At 66.8% G+C, this 16,856-nt stretch carries 18 protein-coding genes; 6 read left to right on the forward strand and 12 right to left on the reverse strand.

The annotated features are described in order from the left end of the window. Nucleotides 1–141: 141 nt before the first annotated feature. The 3 genes from RVR_RS16675 to RVR_RS16685 form a co-directional block, all read right to left on the reverse strand. On the reverse strand, nucleotides 142–657 hold the full coding sequence (locus RVR_RS16675; protein ID WP_202234613.1) for a DUF6907 domain-containing protein: 516 nt from the start codon (nucleotides 655–657) through the stop codon (nucleotides 142–144). Next, on the reverse strand, nucleotides 654–1,157 hold the full coding sequence (locus RVR_RS16680) for a hypothetical protein (RefSeq protein WP_202234614.1): 504 nt from the start codon (nucleotides 1,155–1,157) through the stop codon (nucleotides 654–656). Before RVR_RS16680 ends, RVR_RS16675 begins: the two co-directional genes overlap by 4 nt. Before the next feature lie 256 nt (nucleotides 1,158–1,413). Beyond that, the gene (locus RVR_RS16685) at nucleotides 1,414–2,094 is read right to left on the reverse strand and encodes an ATP-binding protein (RefSeq protein WP_202234615.1); all 681 of its coding nucleotides are present in this window, start codon (nucleotides 2,092–2,094) and stop codon (nucleotides 1,414–1,416) included. 154 nt (nucleotides 2,095–2,248) lie between these two features. Between RVR_RS16685 and RVR_RS16690 the strand changes: the two genes are divergently transcribed. Next, nucleotides 2,249–3,565 carry an NsdA family TPR-like regulatory protein gene (locus tag RVR_RS16690; protein ID WP_430393141.1) on the forward strand — a complete coding sequence of 439 codons (1,317 nt, stop codon included), beginning with the start codon at nucleotides 2,249–2,251 and terminating at the stop codon, nucleotides 3,563–3,565. A 3-nt stretch (nucleotides 3,566–3,568) separates the two neighbouring features. Here the strand turns inward: RVR_RS16690 and RVR_RS16695 are convergent, their stop codons facing one another. Next, entirely contained in the window at nucleotides 3,569–4,102 is a 534-nt protein-coding gene (locus RVR_RS16695) for an NUDIX hydrolase (RefSeq protein WP_202234616.1), read from the reverse strand. A gap of 339 nt (nucleotides 4,103–4,441) precedes the next feature. Here RVR_RS16695 and RVR_RS16700 point away from each other — a divergent pair, with 339 nt between their 5' ends. From RVR_RS16700 to RVR_RS16715, 4 genes are all read left to right on the forward strand, one after another. Next, nucleotides 4,442–4,918, forward strand: a complete 477-nt coding sequence (locus RVR_RS16700) for a hypothetical protein (RefSeq protein ID WP_202234617.1) — start codon at nucleotides 4,442–4,444, stop codon at nucleotides 4,916–4,918. Between the two features lie 74 nt (nucleotides 4,919–4,992). Next, on the forward strand, nucleotides 4,993–6,999 hold the full coding sequence (locus tag RVR_RS16705) for a hypothetical protein (RefSeq protein WP_202234618.1): 2,007 nt from the start codon (nucleotides 4,993–4,995) through the stop codon (nucleotides 6,997–6,999). After that, entirely contained in the window at nucleotides 6,996–7,796 is an 801-nt protein-coding gene (locus RVR_RS16710) for a hypothetical protein (protein WP_202234619.1), read from the forward strand. The genes RVR_RS16705 and RVR_RS16710 overlap by 4 nt, the downstream gene beginning before the upstream one ends. Further along, nucleotides 7,793–8,149, forward strand: coding sequence for a hypothetical protein (locus RVR_RS16715; protein WP_202234620.1), 357 nt, complete (start codon nucleotides 7,793–7,795; stop codon nucleotides 8,147–8,149). The genes RVR_RS16710 and RVR_RS16715 overlap by 4 nt, the downstream gene beginning before the upstream one ends. A 458-nt stretch (nucleotides 8,150–8,607) precedes the next feature. Here the strand turns inward: RVR_RS16715 and RVR_RS16720 are convergent, their stop codons facing one another. From RVR_RS16720 to RVR_RS16735, 5 genes are all read right to left on the reverse strand, one after another. Further along, on the reverse strand, nucleotides 8,608–9,039 hold the full coding sequence (locus RVR_RS16720) for a Mov34/MPN/PAD-1 family protein (RefSeq protein WP_237404790.1): 432 nt from the start codon (nucleotides 9,037–9,039) through the stop codon (nucleotides 8,608–8,610). Nucleotides 9,040–9,086: 47 nt separating this feature from the next. Continuing rightward, nucleotides 9,087–10,370, reverse strand: a complete 1,284-nt coding sequence (locus RVR_RS16725) for a HesA/MoeB/ThiF family protein (protein ID WP_237404791.1) — start codon at nucleotides 10,368–10,370, stop codon at nucleotides 9,087–9,089. Continuing rightward, the gene (locus tag RVR_RS37630; RefSeq protein WP_237404792.1) at nucleotides 10,364–10,672 is read right to left on the reverse strand and encodes a hypothetical protein; all 309 of its coding nucleotides are present in this window, start codon (nucleotides 10,670–10,672) and stop codon (nucleotides 10,364–10,366) included. Before RVR_RS37630 ends, RVR_RS16725 begins: the two co-directional genes overlap by 7 nt. 272 nt (nucleotides 10,673–10,944) lie before the next feature. Continuing rightward, nucleotides 10,945–11,922 carry an SMODS domain-containing nucleotidyltransferase gene (locus RVR_RS16730; RefSeq protein ID WP_202234621.1) on the reverse strand — a complete coding sequence of 326 codons (978 nt, stop codon included), beginning with the start codon at nucleotides 11,920–11,922 and terminating at the stop codon, nucleotides 10,945–10,947. Nucleotides 11,923–12,260: 338 nt separating this feature from the next. Continuing rightward, complete coding sequence (locus RVR_RS16735) at nucleotides 12,261–13,730, reverse strand: SAVED domain-containing protein (protein WP_202234622.1); 1,470 nt, start codon at nucleotides 13,728–13,730, stop codon at nucleotides 12,261–12,263. 193 nt (nucleotides 13,731–13,923) lie between these two features. On the opposite strand from RVR_RS16735, the gene RVR_RS16740 reads away from it, so the two are divergent. Further along, nucleotides 13,924–14,664, forward strand: a complete 741-nt coding sequence (locus RVR_RS16740; protein ID WP_202234623.1) for a hypothetical protein — start codon at nucleotides 13,924–13,926, stop codon at nucleotides 14,662–14,664. 596 nt (nucleotides 14,665–15,260) lie between these two features. Here RVR_RS16740 and RVR_RS16745 read toward each other — a convergent pair. Genes RVR_RS16745 through RVR_RS37635 form a run of 3 tightly spaced genes read right to left on the reverse strand, consistent with a single transcriptional unit; the run spans nucleotide 15,261 to nucleotide 16,411 of the window. Continuing rightward, nucleotides 15,261–15,512: a hypothetical protein gene (locus tag RVR_RS16745; RefSeq protein WP_202234624.1), complete on the reverse strand. Its 252-nt coding sequence runs from the start codon at nucleotides 15,510–15,512 to the stop codon at nucleotides 15,261–15,263. Beyond that, the gene (locus tag RVR_RS16750; protein WP_202234625.1) at nucleotides 15,512–15,940 is read right to left on the reverse strand and encodes a hypothetical protein; all 429 of its coding nucleotides are present in this window, start codon (nucleotides 15,938–15,940) and stop codon (nucleotides 15,512–15,514) included. The genes RVR_RS16745 and RVR_RS16750 overlap by 1 nt, the downstream gene beginning before the upstream one ends. Before the next feature lie 27 nt (nucleotides 15,941–15,967). Beyond that, nucleotides 15,968–16,411, reverse strand: coding sequence for a hypothetical protein (locus tag RVR_RS37635; protein ID WP_237404793.1), 444 nt, complete (start codon nucleotides 16,409–16,411; stop codon nucleotides 15,968–15,970). Between the last annotated feature and the right edge of the window lie 445 nt (nucleotides 16,412–16,856).

The following is a 16,856-nucleotide window of genomic DNA, read 5'->3' on the forward strand; positions in this document are numbered from 1 at the left end:
CTGGGACCTCACGTCCCAGTCTCCAGGTGTCCAGGTCCACGGGGAAGCTTCACACCTGCCCGGAGGCGAGCGCAGCCCGGAAGGCCGCGAGCCGATCAGCGCTGGTCGTCACGGAGTCCACGACGGGCGCGGTGTCGGTGCTCACGGGCGCGCTCCAGCACTGTGGTGGGCGGTCCATTCGGCGCGGACGGTGTTGAGCTGGGGAATGACCACACCGTCAAGCCGGTCGGCCACCGCGCGCAGGCCCGCGACCAGATCCGCCACCCCCGTCGGGTCGAGGTCGGTCATCCAGTACTCGCCGGCGACCCGCACCGTGACAACCGGGAGGGCCAGTTCGGGAGCCGGGGCGTAGGGCGTGCAGGTGATGCTGGAGGACATGACCTCCAGCTCCTCAGGGGCGTCGCTGGGGTTGCCGGGCGAGTACGCCCGCAGGACCTGCCCCGGGAACTCCCTGTAGTGGCAGACGTCCGCAAGCCGCGCGGCCAACTCCTGCGAGGCAACGTCCTGTTCGCTGGGGTCCTCGGTGGCCCAGGGAGGCAGGTAGCCGGTGATCTGCTTGCCGGCGGTCGTGGTGATCACCCACTGCGGCACCTGGCGGGCGGCACCGTCGGGGTCGGTGGTGGGTAAGGCGGCGGGCGAGGGGACCGCGGGGTTCATCGTGCGGGGTTCCTGTTCGTGGTGGGGCGGTGGAATCGGGTGGCGGCGTCGAGCACGCGTCCGTCGGGCGGCCGGTCCTGCTCGGCGAGGAGCGGGCCGAAGAGCGCGAGGAGAGCGGGAGGCATGACCGGGTCGGCCAACTCCCAGCCGTGGGCCCCGGGATGCCCGGCAAACTCGCTGCACCCCTCACCACCATCGGCGGTAGCACCGGGGCAGTCGGGAAGCAGGATGGCGAGGTAGGGCTCGGCGCCGTCGCGCCAAGCGGCCCAGACGGTGCCGGCATCCGGACCGCGCAGGTTCAGCACCACCCCGTGGTGGACCCGACCGCGGTGGGCCTGGAGCGTGCAAACCAGCAGCCTGCCAACATCGTCGGGGCTGTACACCAGCCCGTCCCACGCCGGAGGCACGCTGTTGGCCACGCCCAGGACCGCAGTGACGAGGCCGGGTGGCACGAAGGTCCGCTGCCCGCAGGTGAAGCCGCGCGGGTGAACGCTGGACATCCGGATCGACTCCTTCATCGGATCACTGCACACGGGGGTTGGGTGGGACCCGCTCCGGCCACGGGCAGGTGCCGCGAGTCCGTCCACACCCCCACGGGGAGACACGGGGACGTGGATGCCTGCTCGACTCGGCGTGACCAGAGCGGGGAAGGGACCGCTCCAGCGGGCAGTCCGCTGCCGCCCGCACGGGGACGGGAGTGCGTACGGCGACGTGGGTGACGCCTGCGAGCATGCCGCTGGAGCGGAGCAAAGGGGGCTACCGCGGGTGCATGTCGTGCGCAGCGGCGGATCGAACCCATGAGCGCCGTCGCAGATTCTCCAGAGCCGCGCGGTACCTGCCGTTCAGACCGAGCCGATGCACCGCGCGAACGCGCCCACGGAAGTCGGCACCCCACTTCCTGTGCCGCTCGGCGCCGGCCCGCCCAGGGACGTGACTGGTCGTGGGATGCCCGGCTTCGAGACGCAGAGCGGCCCAGACGACCTTCCCCGGACCATCCACGCGAGGGTAGAAGCCCCAGACTCCGTCGGACAGTTCGGCAACCAACCTCAGCCCGCGCCCTGTCTCGGCGTCTTCGGATGAGAGGCATACGACCGGGACCTGGTCACTGCCGTCATGAACCGCGACGTACAGAACGCCGGCCGCGACCCGCAGATCGAGGAGGAGCGGAGGCTCGCCGGCCGCCCTCACCCTCGGGACGAGACGTGCACCAGCGTGCCGCACCGCGTTCGTCGCCAACTCCGAGACGACGGTCAAGGCGTCGTCCACCGTGCCCTCGGCCAATGCCCACTCGGCGAACTTCCGCGAAGCGTCGGCCCGTACACCGCGGATCGCCGACGGCTCACAGCGAAAACGCACGCGGTACCGCTCGGTGGACGGTGGCCGGATCTGCACGTGCAGCTTCGACCGGAAGCCGGGGTGGCGGAACTGAGCGGGCATGACGTGCTCCTTCGGAACGCGTGACCGTGGCACCGCGACGCCCCCGTCACGCAGGAGCGCGGCGCTGCGTCGATGGTTGCCGAGCAGCGATCACGCAATCAGGCCACGGTGATTACCCAACGTGGGTAATGTCGTGAAGCAATCGGGAGAGGGGGTGACAGCCGTGCCCGAGAAGCAACCAGGTTTTCCCGCCACCGCTTTGGCGGACCCGCAGATGCAAAAGGCATGTAGGGAACGCGACTTCGGCCTGATCTTCCGGCTCGCGAAGGTCCGCGCCGGCATCTACCCGTCCCGCATCGCCTCGCTGTGCGGGATGACCCCGAGCCGGGTCGGCGAGATCATGTCCGGGCAGCGCCGCCTCGCCCACATCGACGTCATCGAGCGGGTCGCCGACGGACTCCGTATCCCAGGAGCGATGTTGGGCCTCGCCCATCGCCCCTGGGAACTGCCCCACAGCACCACGACACCTGTCCGCGAAGCCGACCCCACCCCGCCCGTTTCCGCGCCGGCGGCCAGACGCGCCCCGGACCGTGCGAACCTGGACGACCTCCTCACCGCCGTCGAAGGACCCGTCACACGCTCCTCGCTCGTGGCCATGCAGTCGTCGATCGAGGACTACTGGCGCAGGGACGACCAGCACGGCGGCGCATCGCTGCGCCCCGCGGTCGTCGGGCATCTGCGATACGTGACCAGCCGGTTGAACCACACCCCCGCCGGTCCCCTGGCCGACGACCTTCGCGCCCTTGCCGCCGAGTTGGCCCGCATGGCCGGCTGGGCGTACTTCGACGCACGGCAGTACAGCACCGCCCGCATCTACTTCCGCCAGGCGCTCGACCTCGCGCGCGAGACGGGCGACGCGTCCTTCACCGCGAACGTCCTGTCGTGCCTGAGCCTGCAAGCGACCTACGAAAGCAGGGAGAACGAGGCAGTCGCGCTGGCCTCGGCCGCACAGGACGTCGCACGGCGAGGGACCACGTCGCGACTCGTCGTCTCCATGCTCGCCATGCGCGAAGCGTTCGCCCACGCCGCACTCCGCGACGCCGCCGCCTGCCACGGCGCCCTCCGCCGCGCCAACGACGCCTTCGCCGCAGCGGAACCGCCCGCCGAAGCACCCGCCTGGGTGCGCTACTTCGACGAGACCAAGCTCATCATCGACACCGGCATCGCGCTCGGCCAACTCGGCGAGGCGAGCCGAGCGGAATCCCTCATCACCGAAGGACTACGGCGCGAACGCATCGACCAGCAGCGCGGACGAGCGTTCCACACCGTCTGGCTCGCCGACGTCCAACTCCAGCAGGGCAAGCTCGACTCCGCGGTCGCTTCCGCCACGGCCGCACTCGACCTGACCGCGACCCTCGACTCACCACGCGTGGCCGGGCACCTGCGCGAATTCCACACCCGGCTCGCACCGTTCGCACGCGAGCCGACCGTGCTGGGCTTCGAGGAGCGCATGCGCTCAGCCCTCGCGTGACGGTCAGGCGCTGGTGCTGTCGAGCAGCAGGTGCAGCAACCCGACCAGGCTGCCGCTGCTCACGATCTCCCGGCGGTCGATCATCCCCCGGATGTCCTTCAACGGAATCCACTCGATCCGGTCGGACTCGTTCTGCTCCGTGGGCGGCCCGGCGTACGTAGCCCCGTCCGCCCGGAACACGTAGTGCTCGGAGTCCGTGATGCCGTTCGCCGGCTGCGCGTACACCAGCGGCTTCATCGACTCCACCTGCCAGCCGGTCTCCTCCAACACCTCCCGCGCCGCAGCCTCTTCCGGCAACTCATCCGCCTCGATCAACCCCATTGGCAGCTCCCACGCCCACGTGTCCGTGATGAACCGGTGCCGCCACATCATCAACACCCGCTGCTGCCCATCCACCACCGCAGCGACCGCCAAATGCCGCATCCGCACGACATGGTGCTCCCACCGGCGCCCATCAGGCTGCTGCACATCGACCAACCACAGGTTGACCCACGGGTTGCCGTAGATCTGCCGCTCACCGTGCACCTGCCACCGCATCCCGCCAACTCCCCACCTCATCGACCGGCTTCCAGGATGACACCTGCAACGTGGCAGCAGGCAAAAACGATCACCCGTCCGGATCGGCTGAGGAAGGCGCCGCACCTCGAACGCGAACGGATACTCGTTGCGCCACCTTCCAGATTCGACTCCTGAGAGGGCCCGCCAGTCTGTGGAACGTCCGATGTCACTGACGGCCAGAACGCCTATGTCGTGCATGTGATGCCTTATGGATCAGTACGCATGTCTACGTAGAAACAACCGTTTTCAGCCGCGTAGCGCTGCGAATCCGCCGTATTTCGCTCCGTGACCATGGGAGTGAGGGCGCGCAGGGAACGGATGAGTCTCGTCACTGTTGCCGACTGGGAGGGGACGACATTGGACGTATCCGGAGAACTGGCGACCGTGGGCATGGCCGGCGCGTCAGCGCTCGTCGCGTCCATGACGGCGGATGGATGGCGTGGCTTCCGGGACTGGATCGCACGCTGGCTGGGGCGTGGACAGCCACAGAACGAAGCACGCCAACTCGCCCGTCTCGACGCCGACAGAGGTCTGTTGCTGGCCGCCACGGCGGGTGAAGCAGCGGACCAAGCCGGCGTGGTGTCGGCCTCCTGGGCCGTCCGGCTGCAGGACTTGGCCGACGAAGATCCAGAGGCGGCGCGTGAATTACTGGAGTTCGTCACCCGGTGGAGGGTGGAGAACCCCGAGAGCGCCCAACGCGCAACAGCGATCCGGCAGAACGCGAAGGCCAGTGGCAAGGCGCGGATCACCCAGGTCGGAGGCAACCAGACCATCATCAACCCGGGGCAGTCATGAGCGGGGAGGGGGAGCCCCCGGAGGTAGGGGTCCACCTAGAGGCGGGGGCGTCCGACCATGCCACAGTCACCCAGGTGGCCGGTGACTACGAAGAGCACCACCACACCTACGTCCGCGGATGGCAGTACCTAGGGGCCGTCAGGGTCGATGAGGCCGAGGCCGCGCTGGTGGAGCAGACATACGTCCATGCTGACACCGAAGCCGGCCAAGAGCGGCAAGTGGAACGGGCGGTCCGACTGTTGAAGCGGCCGTCCGGGCAGCACAACGTCGTGGTACTGACAGGGGCCGCTGAGACGGGCCGGCGTACGACGGCGCTGCGGATCCTGCGCGATGCGGGCGTGAAGGGCAAGGACATCCACAGCCTTGCCCTGGACTGGGACCGCCCGCGCACCGAACAGATCCCCTACACACCAAACGCCGGCTTCCTCCTCGACCTTTCGGGTTACAGCACTCTGCCGGCGGACTTCTACCAGGGCCTGGGCGGCTATCAAAAGGATGCAGCAGCTTGCGGCGCCTTCTTGGTGGTCCTGGCCACGGCCAACACGTGGAGGCCGGGCACCTTGACCTCCGTCCCTCGCATCGAGCACACACAACCGCCAGCCATCCAGGTCGCCAGGGCGCACTTGAGGCATTACAACGCTGGACGTCTCGCGTGGCTCAGCGACGACTCAGAACTCGCGGGGCTCCTTGGCCCCACTGCCTCACCAACCGCCGCGGTCCGCCTGACCCGGATCATTGCCAATGAGCCCACTGATGACCCCGCAGCTGCCAAGAGCCAATTCGACAACTGGCACGACTATCTCGCCGACTGGTTCAAGAAGTACGAGGGCACGGAGAACCTCCGCGACCGAGCACTGCTGATTGCCACGGCCCTCCTCGAAGGGCTGCCCGCCGACGTCGTGATGACAGCTGCTGACAGGCTCTTCGATCAGGTGAAGGGCGTTCTTCCGCTCGGCGGCCCGCTGGCCGGGCCCGACCTGGAGACCAGGCTGGAGGTCATCGGAGCAGAACAGGCCGGTAGCGACGCACTCTCCCTGAGCAAAGCGCGACACGGCCTTCATGAATCGGTGCTGTCACATGTCTGGAAGCAACGGCCTCTTCTCAGAGAGGTGCTTCTGCGATGGGCCTCAGACATCACTGCTCCCGGAGATATCGCCGCGAAGTACCGTGAGCAGGTCGCAGAAGCGATCACACGGCTGGCCACTGCTCCAGGTGGGCAGAGTGTCCTTCGGATCGTCACTGAGTGGACATCCATGGGCAACGACGCCTATCGCAGGCTCGCGGTAGGCGTGCTGGAAAGTACGGCAACCCATCCCGGGATCGGGGTCTCAGTACGCAAGTACCTCTATGACGCAGCCAAGCAAAAGAGGCTCAGCGAGTCCCTGGCCACCACAATCGCTGAGGTCTGCGCTGGCAGCCTCGGCCGCGCCTACCCCCGCGTCGCACTCACCCGGCTGCGCCTCCTCGCTTCCCACCCTGATCAGCGAGGCGCTGCTGCCGTCGCCCGAGCCATTCGTGCTCTGGCTGCCGAAACCGCTCTGAGGGACCTGGTCCTGGGCGAGATCGTCGACTGGGCTGAGAACGATAACGCGGTGATCCGGCAGGCCGGGGCGACGGCCTTCCTCGCCCTGACCAGCCTGACCGGTGAGGCTCCCATCGCCCTGTCGCTCGTGGCCGAAGCGGACACGAACGATCGTGAAGGCGAGGACAGCCTGTTCGCCCGCGGCTGGCGCGCTGCCTGGAACCATGAGGCCACGGCCGACCGGGCTAAGGAGTCGCTGGCCGCATGGCTGGACTCGCCCGCCGTCTCGGACAAGCACTGCCTTGACATTGCCGAGGCCGTGCTCAGTGGGAACTTGCGTGATGCCGGAGTATCCGACCTGCTGGTCGGAGAAAGGGGAGTTATCACCGAGACAGGGCACCGGCGGCGCCCGATCCTACTTGAACGGCTTCTTCCCGAACCGGCACCTTCAACCATCTCTGCGCCTGCGTCCTCAGCACCCGCTCCCGCGCAACCACTGGCGGCCGCGCCCGGTCTCGCGACTAACGGTTCCGAAAAACCGGACGCTCCGTCGGCATGAGCCTGTTTGCCCGACGACGCGGACGTCCGGGTCCACCGCCCGCCATCAGCAGCCCGGCGGACGCCCCGGACGCCCCAGACACCTCGGCAACCGAAGGAATCGTAGAGCTTCACGACGAGCGCCTTCCCAGCCGAGTGCCCAGCATCTTCTTCACCGTGCACATCGACGGCGCCTGGTATGTGGAGACGGAGAGAGCACATCAGTACAGGGATCCCGTGGTGCTGGCCCGGCACCGATTACGTGAGCACGCCCGCCGTACTCTCAGCCGCTACACGGTGCTGGAGACCCCAGCAGCCCAAGACGTCTTGAACCAGGCCATAGCCCGACCGCTGAATCCGGGCGCCGGGCTCACCGCCTACGGTGTCGCCTCTCTGACAGTCGCCGACTCCGACCGGAACCTGGCTGAGGAACACCAGCACAGGCAGCAGCAAGGCGACCTCGAACGACAGGACGTGTTCCGTCGTCTCGCCTTCCTCCAGCGCATCCTCTCCGACCCTGGGTTACGCACAGTGTGGTGGATCGACCGCTACCCCGAGCGCATTGGCGACCTCAAGAATCTGGCCACCGCAGTGAGCGACGTAAAAGCGCCACACGACTCCGACCACGACACACTTCGCGACGAAATCGTCCGCTTCGTCGACCAGTTGCTTGCCGACATCCGCACCCCACAGCAGCACGAGGTCTTCCTGCGCGCCCTCACTTCGACCCTTCAGGCGCTCGGCAGCACCGAACTCCAACGGACGGCTGCCCACTGGCTACCCACCGGCCCGACCGACCCCGGAGGCGACACTGCATGAACCTGGAGACTACGCGCTGGCTCCTCGCCCCCGTCCGTCAGTGGCGCGCTCACCAGCTCATGAGATACCACGGCCCCTCACTCGACTACACGACCGCATGGTCCCTGATCGCGCTGAGCCACACCCCCGGCGAATTCGACTTCGTCCAACAGGCCGCACACGAGGCTGGCGCCGACAGCGAAGCAGGCGTCCACCACGACGACTGGAATCTGCTCAGTCCTCATGAACGCGATCGCAGAAGCCGCTGGCTCTTGCGCAAAGGACAGTCCCCGATCGAGCAACTGGGTCTCAGCCACGACGTGCTCGTGCGGGCAGGAATCAGCGTCACGGACTGGGGAAGACCGAACCGCTGAGCGTGGCGTCTCGATCTACCCCGTTGCACGGATGCCACAAAGGGAACACCCGCCAACCGCTCCGGCTACCGAGGGCATGCGGTGCGCTGGTCTTAGTTCTGGTCTCATTCGCCTGCGTCCGTCCGCGTTCACCGCGCGGCCGCATGCGCTCCTGTGCCCGGTCAGAACTCTGCCGAGTCCTGCCGGATCCCATCGTGACCCGTTGGAAAGCGTGTTGAGGGCAACCCCTCACGAGTTCGAATCTCGTACCCTCCGCACCGGCTCACCAGCCGAAACGTGGCCCCGACCGCTCCACGGCCGGGGGCTTCGTCGTTGGCAGTTGCAGTTCCAGTTGCAGTTGCTTGTCCTACCTCGCTCGTTCTGGTGTGGCAGAGCGCGCAAGCAGCCAGGAGACCGTGCAGTGGCTGAGGCGCGCGCTGACGTAGAGGACCGGAGATGCAAAGGCCATGTGGCGGTGCTCACAGCGGTTTATCCACAAGGCTGTTGGTGAGTTCCACAGGAGTGACGCACTGGCCATGACAGGTCCAGGCGCTCTCTGTCCAACGTCCACCTCGGTACGCGAGGATCAGCGCAACGATGCTGTGGAACCCGAGTTCGGCGTCACCCAGAAGTCGGCGGTAGGTGGCCGTGTCGCGTGCACTGGGGGCTGGAGGGCCAGTGGGATGGGTGTGCCATTCGCCGATCCAGACGCTTGCGTCGGTTGTGAAGGCTTCGTCGGCGAGCGCTTGGGCGTGCGCGAGGTCGCGGAGGAAGTAGGTGGGGGTGCGAACTGCTGCGGGGCCTGGCGTTCCGGCGTGGCGGACCGTGACGGTGTCGCGGATGTGATGGCCAAGCAGAATCCCCCCGGTCTCGATGGTGTGGTCGGCGGTGCGCAGTTCGGTGGTGATCACCCGGGCTGCTTGGGCAGTGAGGAGCACGGCAGTCACGGGCTGCGGTGTCATGGCGATTCGCACGTGGGGCAGCCGGGCCTCGGCGGGGTGGCGGGAAGCCAGCGCAGTTCTCCGGTGCGGTCAAGGTCAAAGGGCGCGGCCCAGCCAGGCTGGCGGCGCAGTGCGAGCAGGGCGTGCTCGCCGGGCAGACGCTGATCGGGGTGGCCCACGCGTTCGAGGAGGGTGGCAACGACGGTCTTCGCCGCGAGGTGGGCCACGAGGTGGAGATCGGGGCCGACGGCAGTCATCGGCCGGTGCCGGGTGCCGGTGCCGTATCCGGCGTCCAGGGCGGGCTCGGGGTCGAGACCGCCGGCTTCGGCGAGGCTTTCGCGGCGGCAGGACAAACAGCCGTGCTGGGTCCAGGGGCGCAGCCGCAGGACCTCCCCAACCGCTCCGTCCTGCAGGACGCAGGCGAGGACAGCGGTACGGCCTGCGCGGCGGGCCAGGTGGCCGGTGACGCGGCGGGCAGCCACCCCGTCAGCCGCGCAGACGACAATGTCGGTGTCCGTCAGCAGGGCACGGATGCGGTCGGCGTGTTCGATGACGTCTAGGGCGAGAGGGGTGACGGCGGTGTCGGGGCGCAGCAGGGCGAGTTCCTCGGCCAGGGCGGTGACCTTGGCGCGGCCGATCTGTTTGCGGGAGCTCGTGTGCCGGACGAGGTTGTGCCAAAGGAGGCGGTCGGGGTCGACCAGGGTGAGGTGGCCGATGCCGTAGCCGGCCAGCGCGTGCGCGGTAGCTGAGCCGATGCTTCCTGCCCCGACCAGCATCACGCGGGCGCTTTGCAGTTCTTCGACGGGCCAGTGGTGCTGGAGTTGCCGGATGCCGGTGACTTCGGGTTCGACAGACGCGTCAAGCGGCCGGGCGTCCGTGCGGGTGACGTGCCAGGCCAGGAGGTCGGGCAGGCCGCTTTCGGGAAACTCGTCCTGCACGGCGGGGGTGTAGGTGATGGCCGCGTATCCGCTGCTACCCGGGGCCTTGAATCCGCTGGGCACGGCGCTCTTGAAGATGTCGAGCGGCAACGACGTGCCGCGCCGTGCCCGCACTTGGTACCAGTGTGCGTGAAGTTCACCGGCGGCCCGATACCAATAGCCGGTGGAAACAGGGTCGCATCCCGCCAGCAACCGGTTCCCGAGCTCGGCGGGATCTACCGATAGGACGGCTCCCTCCGTTCGCTCGGAGATGCCGCTCACGACGGCGAGGCCGTCAGGCCGACTGATACGCAGGGACAACCGGCCCCACGAGCCTGCAGTGCGGAATCTGCCCGCGGCTGCCGTCGGGATGAGGATCAGCACGCCGAGCCCCCCTGCCCAGCAGCATCCGGCTCCCCGGGCCTGGCAGTGTCCCCGGGTTCCGGGGGGCAGACCAGCAACTGGTCGAGGCTGTCGTCGGCGACGATCCCGCTGCTGGTCATCTGCTCGATCGCCCGGTGCTTCATCAGCGCGTACTCGATCCGCCAGCCAGCGGCTTTCAGCAGGAGGTCGACCACGGATTCGCGGCCCGTCCACACGTCGTCCCGCAGCAGGCACAAGCTGGCGTCACCGTTGAGATGCCAGCAGTGCTGCGTCCACTCCCACGGCTCCGGCAACGGATCCACGGGGAAGATCCGCGGGGCCACGATGGGATATGCCTGACCGTATTCCAGGAGTAGTTCGAGACCGCATCCGCCGATCCAGTCGGCCAGACGGGCGGGCTCCGGCCGGTCGAACGGCCAGCGGGGAAGAACTCCCTGCCATCCTCCCGCTCCATCATTCCTGAACAGAAGGTCAGGGAAGCAGGCGCGGATCTCCTCTTGGTCCCGTCGTAGTCGGCGTGCCTCGCACTCCCACCAGGCGATAGGGGTGCGAGTACCAGCGGAAGGTGGGGTCGTCATCCCTGAGGTGCATCCTTGATGGGGCGGGCAGTGAGGAGCGCCGGTGCGCCGATCGTTGAGCCGGTCCTCTTCGGGGCCACCGCTGGCGCAGGGAAGTCATCGCCGAAGATTTCCTGCCACAGCCGCAGCGCCTCATCGGTGTTGCCCTCGTCCGCTGCCGTACATGCCCGGTCCGCCAGGTCCGCAGCTTCGGAGAGGGCATCCGATAGGCCCTGACGGTCAAGGTCGGGCTGGATCTCGCCGCACAGACCGGCTGGATCCCAGACACCCTCGTGGACGCGGACTGCGGCGGCGGTGAAGAACGTCTTCAGCCCCTTGGCGCGGTTGCCGGACTCCGGCAGGCACTGCAGGGCGAGCACCTCCATGACCAAGGACTTGACGCGTCCCTTGACCGGCACGCCGAGCCGCCACTGTTTGAGAAGCCGGACCAGCGGCCGGAAGTACGACCAGTCCCGCTGGCGTCCGGCCACCATATCGATCAGGAACTCCGGGTTAGCCGACACCCACCTGGCATTGAGCTTCTCGGGGATGAGCAGCGAGCCGTCGGGCTGCCGCAGCGCGGCCATGACGTCGACAGTGAAAGCCTCCGGGTCGTCGATGTCGTCGAGGAAGCACTTGACCGCGTGGTTGCGCACCAAGGTGTGCCGGATCACGGTGGCATGGGTACCGGCACTCTGGCTCAGTAGCCGGTTGACCTGGGAGCGAATGTACTCGAGAGCCTCCTGCGCGCTCGGCCCGCTGCTCCCCCACTCGGGGTGCTCGTCCGGGTCGTAGACGACTACGATGTCGACGTCATGGATTGGCTTGAGCTGCGTGCTGCGGCTCAAGGAGCCCGATCCGAACGTCTTGAGGACGTCGGGCTCCTTCCGCAGTGCCTCCTTGAACAGGTCCCGACGCTCGCGGGCCAGCCGCGTCTTTGCGATGTCCTCGTCGACGGTCTTCTGCAGCGAGTCGAACGCTTCGTTGATCCCCATGCAGTGTGCCTCCTCGGGCTCGCCGTTCAGCCCGGTGCACGCCCTCACATGCGGCCTCCGTGCGAGGAGGCAGCGAGAAACGGACGTTCAATGGCTGCTCATTTACACGGTAAGGGCGCCCACTGACAACGCCCCGCGGATCACAGCCCGTTGATCTTCATGGTGAGGGACTGTCCCGTTCCGCGCCGACGCACGACACAGCCGACACGCCCATGAGCATGGTTCACCGGCCGCAACTCTCTCCGGTGGTCTGGAGTGCCCTTCGCCCAGGGCCTGCTGCGATCGTTATCGCGCTGGGCCACCCCAGACAACGTGGCCGTGCAGAACAGGTCGGGTGTCTACGCATCGATGATGAACGCCTTCTCGTACACCTGCTGCCCGTTGATGTCCTCGTACACGGTGGTGGGGCGCAGACGGTTCCATCGGTTGCCCAGCAGCACAGCCAGACCCATCGGTCCGGCCTGGAAAAGGTGTATCGCTAGGTGCGCGCGGCAGGCACGGCGCAGCAGATCCCGAATGCCGACGGCCAAGGCGCTGGCCGTGGCCGCATCCGGGATGGAGTTGTCCTTCGCGCCACCGGGCGGGCGCAGCACCAGCAGCCGGGAGACGGGCACCTGCTGCTCCCGCAGGAAGTCCAGTACGTCCTCGGTGGGATCGATGGAGACCGCGATGGCCACCGCCAGGTCCGGTCCGAGACCGAGAGCGTGCTCCTGGACTTCCGGAGCCAGCGCAGCGTCGTACTGCGCAGCGGAGGACCACGCCTGTCCGCGCTGAGCCACGGCCAAGTCGACACCGGTCACCATGCGGAACGCTGTACCGACCGCGAACGCGGGCGCGAGACGCAGACTGCCGGTGACAGCGATGGAGGTCCTACCCGGTGGCATCCCAAGCGGTGCCGCCTCGATATCCGCCTGCAACTGCGCCCAGGTCGCCGGGGCCAGCGGACGCCGCTTGACATAGGGTGAGGCGCCCTCGAAACGGTCCACCCAATCCACCGAGTAGTCGGCGTCCTCTGCCAGCGGGTCCGGTTTCAACGTGGCCACCGAAAGCACCGCCCGTGACGAGCCGGCCTCCAGGCGCAGAGACCGGATCGCCTCCCTGACATCCGCCAGAGACAGCCGGCGCCTCCCGTCGGCAACCTGGCGCGCGACCCAGTCCGCACCGGCGTGCATGGACTCCTCATCGAACCGGAGCCCGGCGGCGAACATCAGCATCTGCAGGTGCTCGTATAGATGCACCACATCCCGTGCCAGGTCGAACCGCAGCACCTTGAGCAAGCTCAGCAGATCCTCCTCGCTCAGCCCAGTGCCGTCAGCCCAGCGGCCTCGTGCCTGCCCCTTCTTCGAGCGCGGTCCCTGCTGCGCTGCCCTCGGCACAAGCAGTTGGGTGCGGGAATCCCGCAGCGAGATCAGCGGATCCCCGGCATCTGGGGCCCGGTTGCTCACCAGGGCGAAATCGACCGCAGTGCCGTCACCGGCGAGCTTCTGCCAGGCTTGCGCCACCTTGCGCAGGATCGACGGGCCGCCCAGGTCGCTCGGCCTGAGCAAGTACTCCTCGTTGACGAGCGAGGAACTGTCCGCGGCGTACTTGACCTGCATGTAGGTGTGCGGCGGCGCCTGGCGGTACAGGACGACGTCATCCACGTTGCCCACGCCGTCCGCCTCAACGCCGACCGCCACCACCGGATTCGGCAAGCGAAGCGCCGCGTCACGTAACGCGCTGACACAGCCCTGCCACGCGACTAGCCACTGGTACCGGTCACCGGCGATACGGACACCGGTCGAGCTCGGAGCAGGCAAGGAGGGCACGGAACACGGTCTCCCACCCTGAGCGCTGAGCTGCAAGCGTTTTCCCAGAAGCCGCAGTCACCGAGTGGCCAATCAAGCGGCGCGCGTCTGCCTGTCACAGGCTATGGGCAGGCACTCGCATCAACAATGAGCCGAGCTCACTCGATTCGGAGACTGACCTCCGATAGAGGACGGAACTGGCTAACGTTCGGGTATGGATGACGCACTCTCCGGGCCCGGCCTCACTTCAGATCTGTCCCGTCTCCGCTTGCGCTTCGACTCCGAAACCTCACTTGTCGCCATGGACGCCGACGACGAACCGGCAGTACTGGAATGGCAATGCCACGCCGTGCTGCCGTTATGGGAGCCGGAGGACGAAGGCGCAGTCGCTGACAACATCAGGCTGTCCGTTCCAGATGCCTCGCTCTCACGGAGTTCACAGGGCGAACGCGAAGAACTGACCGTCTTCGCGATGTCCGGGCTCACACTGGACCTGGGGCGCATCGACCGCATCTACGACTCCTTGGACGCAAGGTCATCCGACTACGAACACTTCGCCCGACTGTTCGATCCGTCGGGAGACATGGGTCTCCACCCCGACTTCGAGGAAGGCTTGATCGTCGGCGCACATGTGGTCATCATCGACCGCGTTCGCCTCGCGCCGGCCTGGCGCGGCCATGGCGGTATCGGGCGACTCCTGATCGCCCGCTCACTGCGCTGGCTGGCAAGCTCCGCAGCCCTCGTGGCCACGCATCCCTTCCCGATCGAGATCCCCCTCGACGACCGCGACGACGAACCGCGAGTCGAACGGGAAAAGGCCAGCGTGCAACGTACCTGGCAGTCCTTGGGCTTCGAGCCCTTCCGCGAGGATCTGTGGGTGATGAAGCCCCACCTTCGGGCCCATCAAGACGCAGCCGAGCAATTGGAGGCAGCCTTCTCCCAATACCTGGTCTGACGATTCTGATACCAGGATCGGCGGTCGAAGTTGGTTGCAGTCTGAAGACACGCCTGGCACAGCGGGGACAGCGGCACCCGTGGCGCAGCCTATGCCGGTGGGCGGTTTTCCTATTGGTGCCGGTTTGCGGTGGCGCGCATCGCACGCCGGAGGGTTGCAGTTCGGGTTGCGTTCGCTCGCGTTCAAGACCGTCCGACGGACGTACTGATCACCGCTACGTCCCAGCTCAGAACGGTGACGAACCCCCGCGTACGCCGGAACGAAGAGTTGGAAAGCGTGTTGGGGGCAACCCCTCACGAGTTCGAATCTCGTATCCTCCGCCAGTGCCTCACCGGGCACGACGTCGAAGGACCCCCCCGCTCGCGGTGGGGTCCTTCGACGTTCGTAGTCTCATCCACAGTCTCAACGGGCCGTTCCGGGGGACTCCGGGTTGTCCTCGGGTCTCTCCTTCGCCACCTCCCAGATGAGGCCGCCGACGCGCTTCGGACATGAGCCGGGATGTCGGTGGCGACGGACTGGTGCCGAGCCTCGTTACACCGCTGACATCGGCCGGGTCACGCGCACCGGCGCGTCGGCGTACGAGGACGCGTGGAAGGTCACTCGGAACTTCCTCGGATGCCGCCTCTGTTAATTTCCTCGATGGTGCAATCATTTTCCCGGCAGCGAGCATGTTCCGGCGCGCCGAGCGAAGCTGCAAGGAGGCCGCCGACTTTGGCCCGTTGTAGCGGTGAGCAATCGATCATCAGTCGCTCCAGGCGGCGCAGCAGCAAGATGTCCCTGAAGAGCCGAATACCTTCTTTAACTAGTACGCAAAAAATCAGGCCAGCCAGGACCGATACGTAGTACATCAGTCGCAAACCGAGCACGCCATGGCGGCGAGATGGGCCTGGCCAACGTGAATCATGCAAGAATCATGCCGACGCAGAACAAGGCTGCGGTTTCCCAGCAGGGCCGTGTTTGAAGCGGGATACAGCTCGGCGGCTTCTGCCGGTGGCAGGCCATCGATCATGCCGTGCGCCAGTAGCGCACCGAACATCGAGTTCAGGCTGTCGCCGCAGCACCACTCGATCACCAGGTCTGTTGTGCCGTGGGTGTAGCAATTAGCTATTCCGTGGGTAGCGGCTGCTCGATTCACCAGCGTGGGGCGGCGGAGAATTCGGCTCAGCACCAGGTCGCGATGGGGCGCTCGGTCGCCCTTGAACGGGCTGTCCCAACTCTGAATGTGTGATAGTTCCTCGACGTGCGCGGTGTGTGGATGCAAATCCCACAACGGCATCTCTCCGGCACGAGGAGATGGTAGTCGTCATGGCGAACCGTCGTTTCTGGATAAGGCGATTTCCGCCGATCCGAACAAACTGCGCAGGACGACCGCGCCGCGTGAGCAGTGTGGGCGCACGCCAGGGACACAACGTAGTCCGCGGTAGCCGAAGTCCAGACGTGGCAAGAGTGCCGCGATCACTTCATCGGACATCTCGGGCTCAAGTTGGAGGACGACCCCTCGTGGTGTCGGCTGTACCCTCAGGATGCCTAGCAGGGCGCCATTGACTTGGCAGTCTTGGAATGCATTTGCCAACGTGTGAGCCACTAGCGCCTCAAGGCGAGGCTGTGCACCGCCGGCCGCGTCAGAGAGCGGTTCCTTGATGAACACATTGACTTGCTTCGCCAGATTCAGTGACTTTGAGTATGTGAACTCCGTCAGTTGGCTGATCCTCTTTGCCAAGCGCGTGACGTTGTCGGATGTAGACATACGACTCCCCTCATGGGCCGCCCGGCTACGGCTGGAGAGGCAGGTCGTAACGCCCTGCAGGTGACGAGATTCTGAAGCGCGGGCGACTCTCGAGAGCCCTCTGCTCACCCCAGTCCGCCGGTAACCGGGTGGTGTGAGACGTGCAGCCGCATCAACGTCGGAAAAGATACAGCACCGGGCTGCGTGGCGTGGCCGTTTCCTCGATGCCGAACACGGTCCGCCAGGCAGACCACGCCCTACCGCGCGTCGAGCGACGGGTTTCATGCGTCGCGAGCTCACACGCACGGGGTCCCGCATCGCCGGGCGAATCTCCGGCGCGGGCTGTCCTGACCGACCACGGTCAGACGTCGGCCGAAACTCGCACAGAGCCCGGCAGTCATGGGGGTCACGGCACCGCGGACCCCGCTCATCGGCGCCATCATCAGGGCTGCAAGAGGTGAAGCCC

Origin of the sequence: Streptomyces sp. SN-593, from assembly GCF_016756395.1 — a bacterium.
In the GTDB taxonomy this organism is placed as follows: domain Bacteria; phylum Actinomycetota; class Actinomycetes; order Streptomycetales; family Streptomycetaceae; genus Actinacidiphila; species Actinacidiphila reveromycinica.

Excerpts from the sequence above, each read along its gene's own strand:
- RVR_RS16675 (WP_202234613.1), bottom strand. The coding sequence starts at position 657 with ATGAACCCCGCGGTCCCCTCGCCCGCCGCCTTACCCACCACCGACCCC.
- RVR_RS16680 (WP_202234614.1), bottom strand. The coding sequence starts at position 1,157 with ATGTCCAGCGTTCACCCGCGCGGCTTCACCTGCGGGCAGCGGACCTTC.
- RVR_RS16685 (WP_202234615.1), bottom strand. The coding sequence starts at position 2,094 with ATGCCCGCTCAGTTCCGCCACCCCGGCTTCCGGTCGAAGCTGCACGTG.
- RVR_RS16695 (WP_202234616.1), bottom strand. The coding sequence starts at position 4,102 with ATGCGGTGGCAGGTGCACGGTGAGCGGCAGATCTACGGCAACCCGTGG.
- RVR_RS16700 (WP_202234617.1), top strand. The coding sequence starts at position 4,442 with ATGAGTCTCGTCACTGTTGCCGACTGGGAGGGGACGACATTGGACGTA.
- RVR_RS16710 (WP_202234619.1), top strand. The coding sequence starts at position 6,996 with ATGAGCCTGTTTGCCCGACGACGCGGACGTCCGGGTCCACCGCCCGCC.
- RVR_RS16715 (WP_202234620.1), top strand. The coding sequence starts at position 7,793 with ATGAACCTGGAGACTACGCGCTGGCTCCTCGCCCCCGTCCGTCAGTGG.
- RVR_RS16730 (WP_202234621.1), bottom strand. The coding sequence starts at position 11,922 with ATGGGGATCAACGAAGCGTTCGACTCGCTGCAGAAGACCGTCGACGAG.
- RVR_RS16740 (WP_202234623.1), top strand. The coding sequence starts at position 13,924 with ATGGATGACGCACTCTCCGGGCCCGGCCTCACTTCAGATCTGTCCCGT.
- RVR_RS16745 (WP_202234624.1), bottom strand. The coding sequence starts at position 15,512 with ATGTACTACGTATCGGTCCTGGCTGGCCTGATTTTTTGCGTACTAGTT.
- RVR_RS16750 (WP_202234625.1), bottom strand. The coding sequence starts at position 15,940 with ATGCCGTTGTGGGATTTGCATCCACACACCGCGCACGTCGAGGAACTA.
- RVR_RS37635 (WP_237404793.1), bottom strand. The coding sequence starts at position 16,411 with ATGTCTACATCCGACAACGTCACGCGCTTGGCAAAGAGGATCAGCCAA.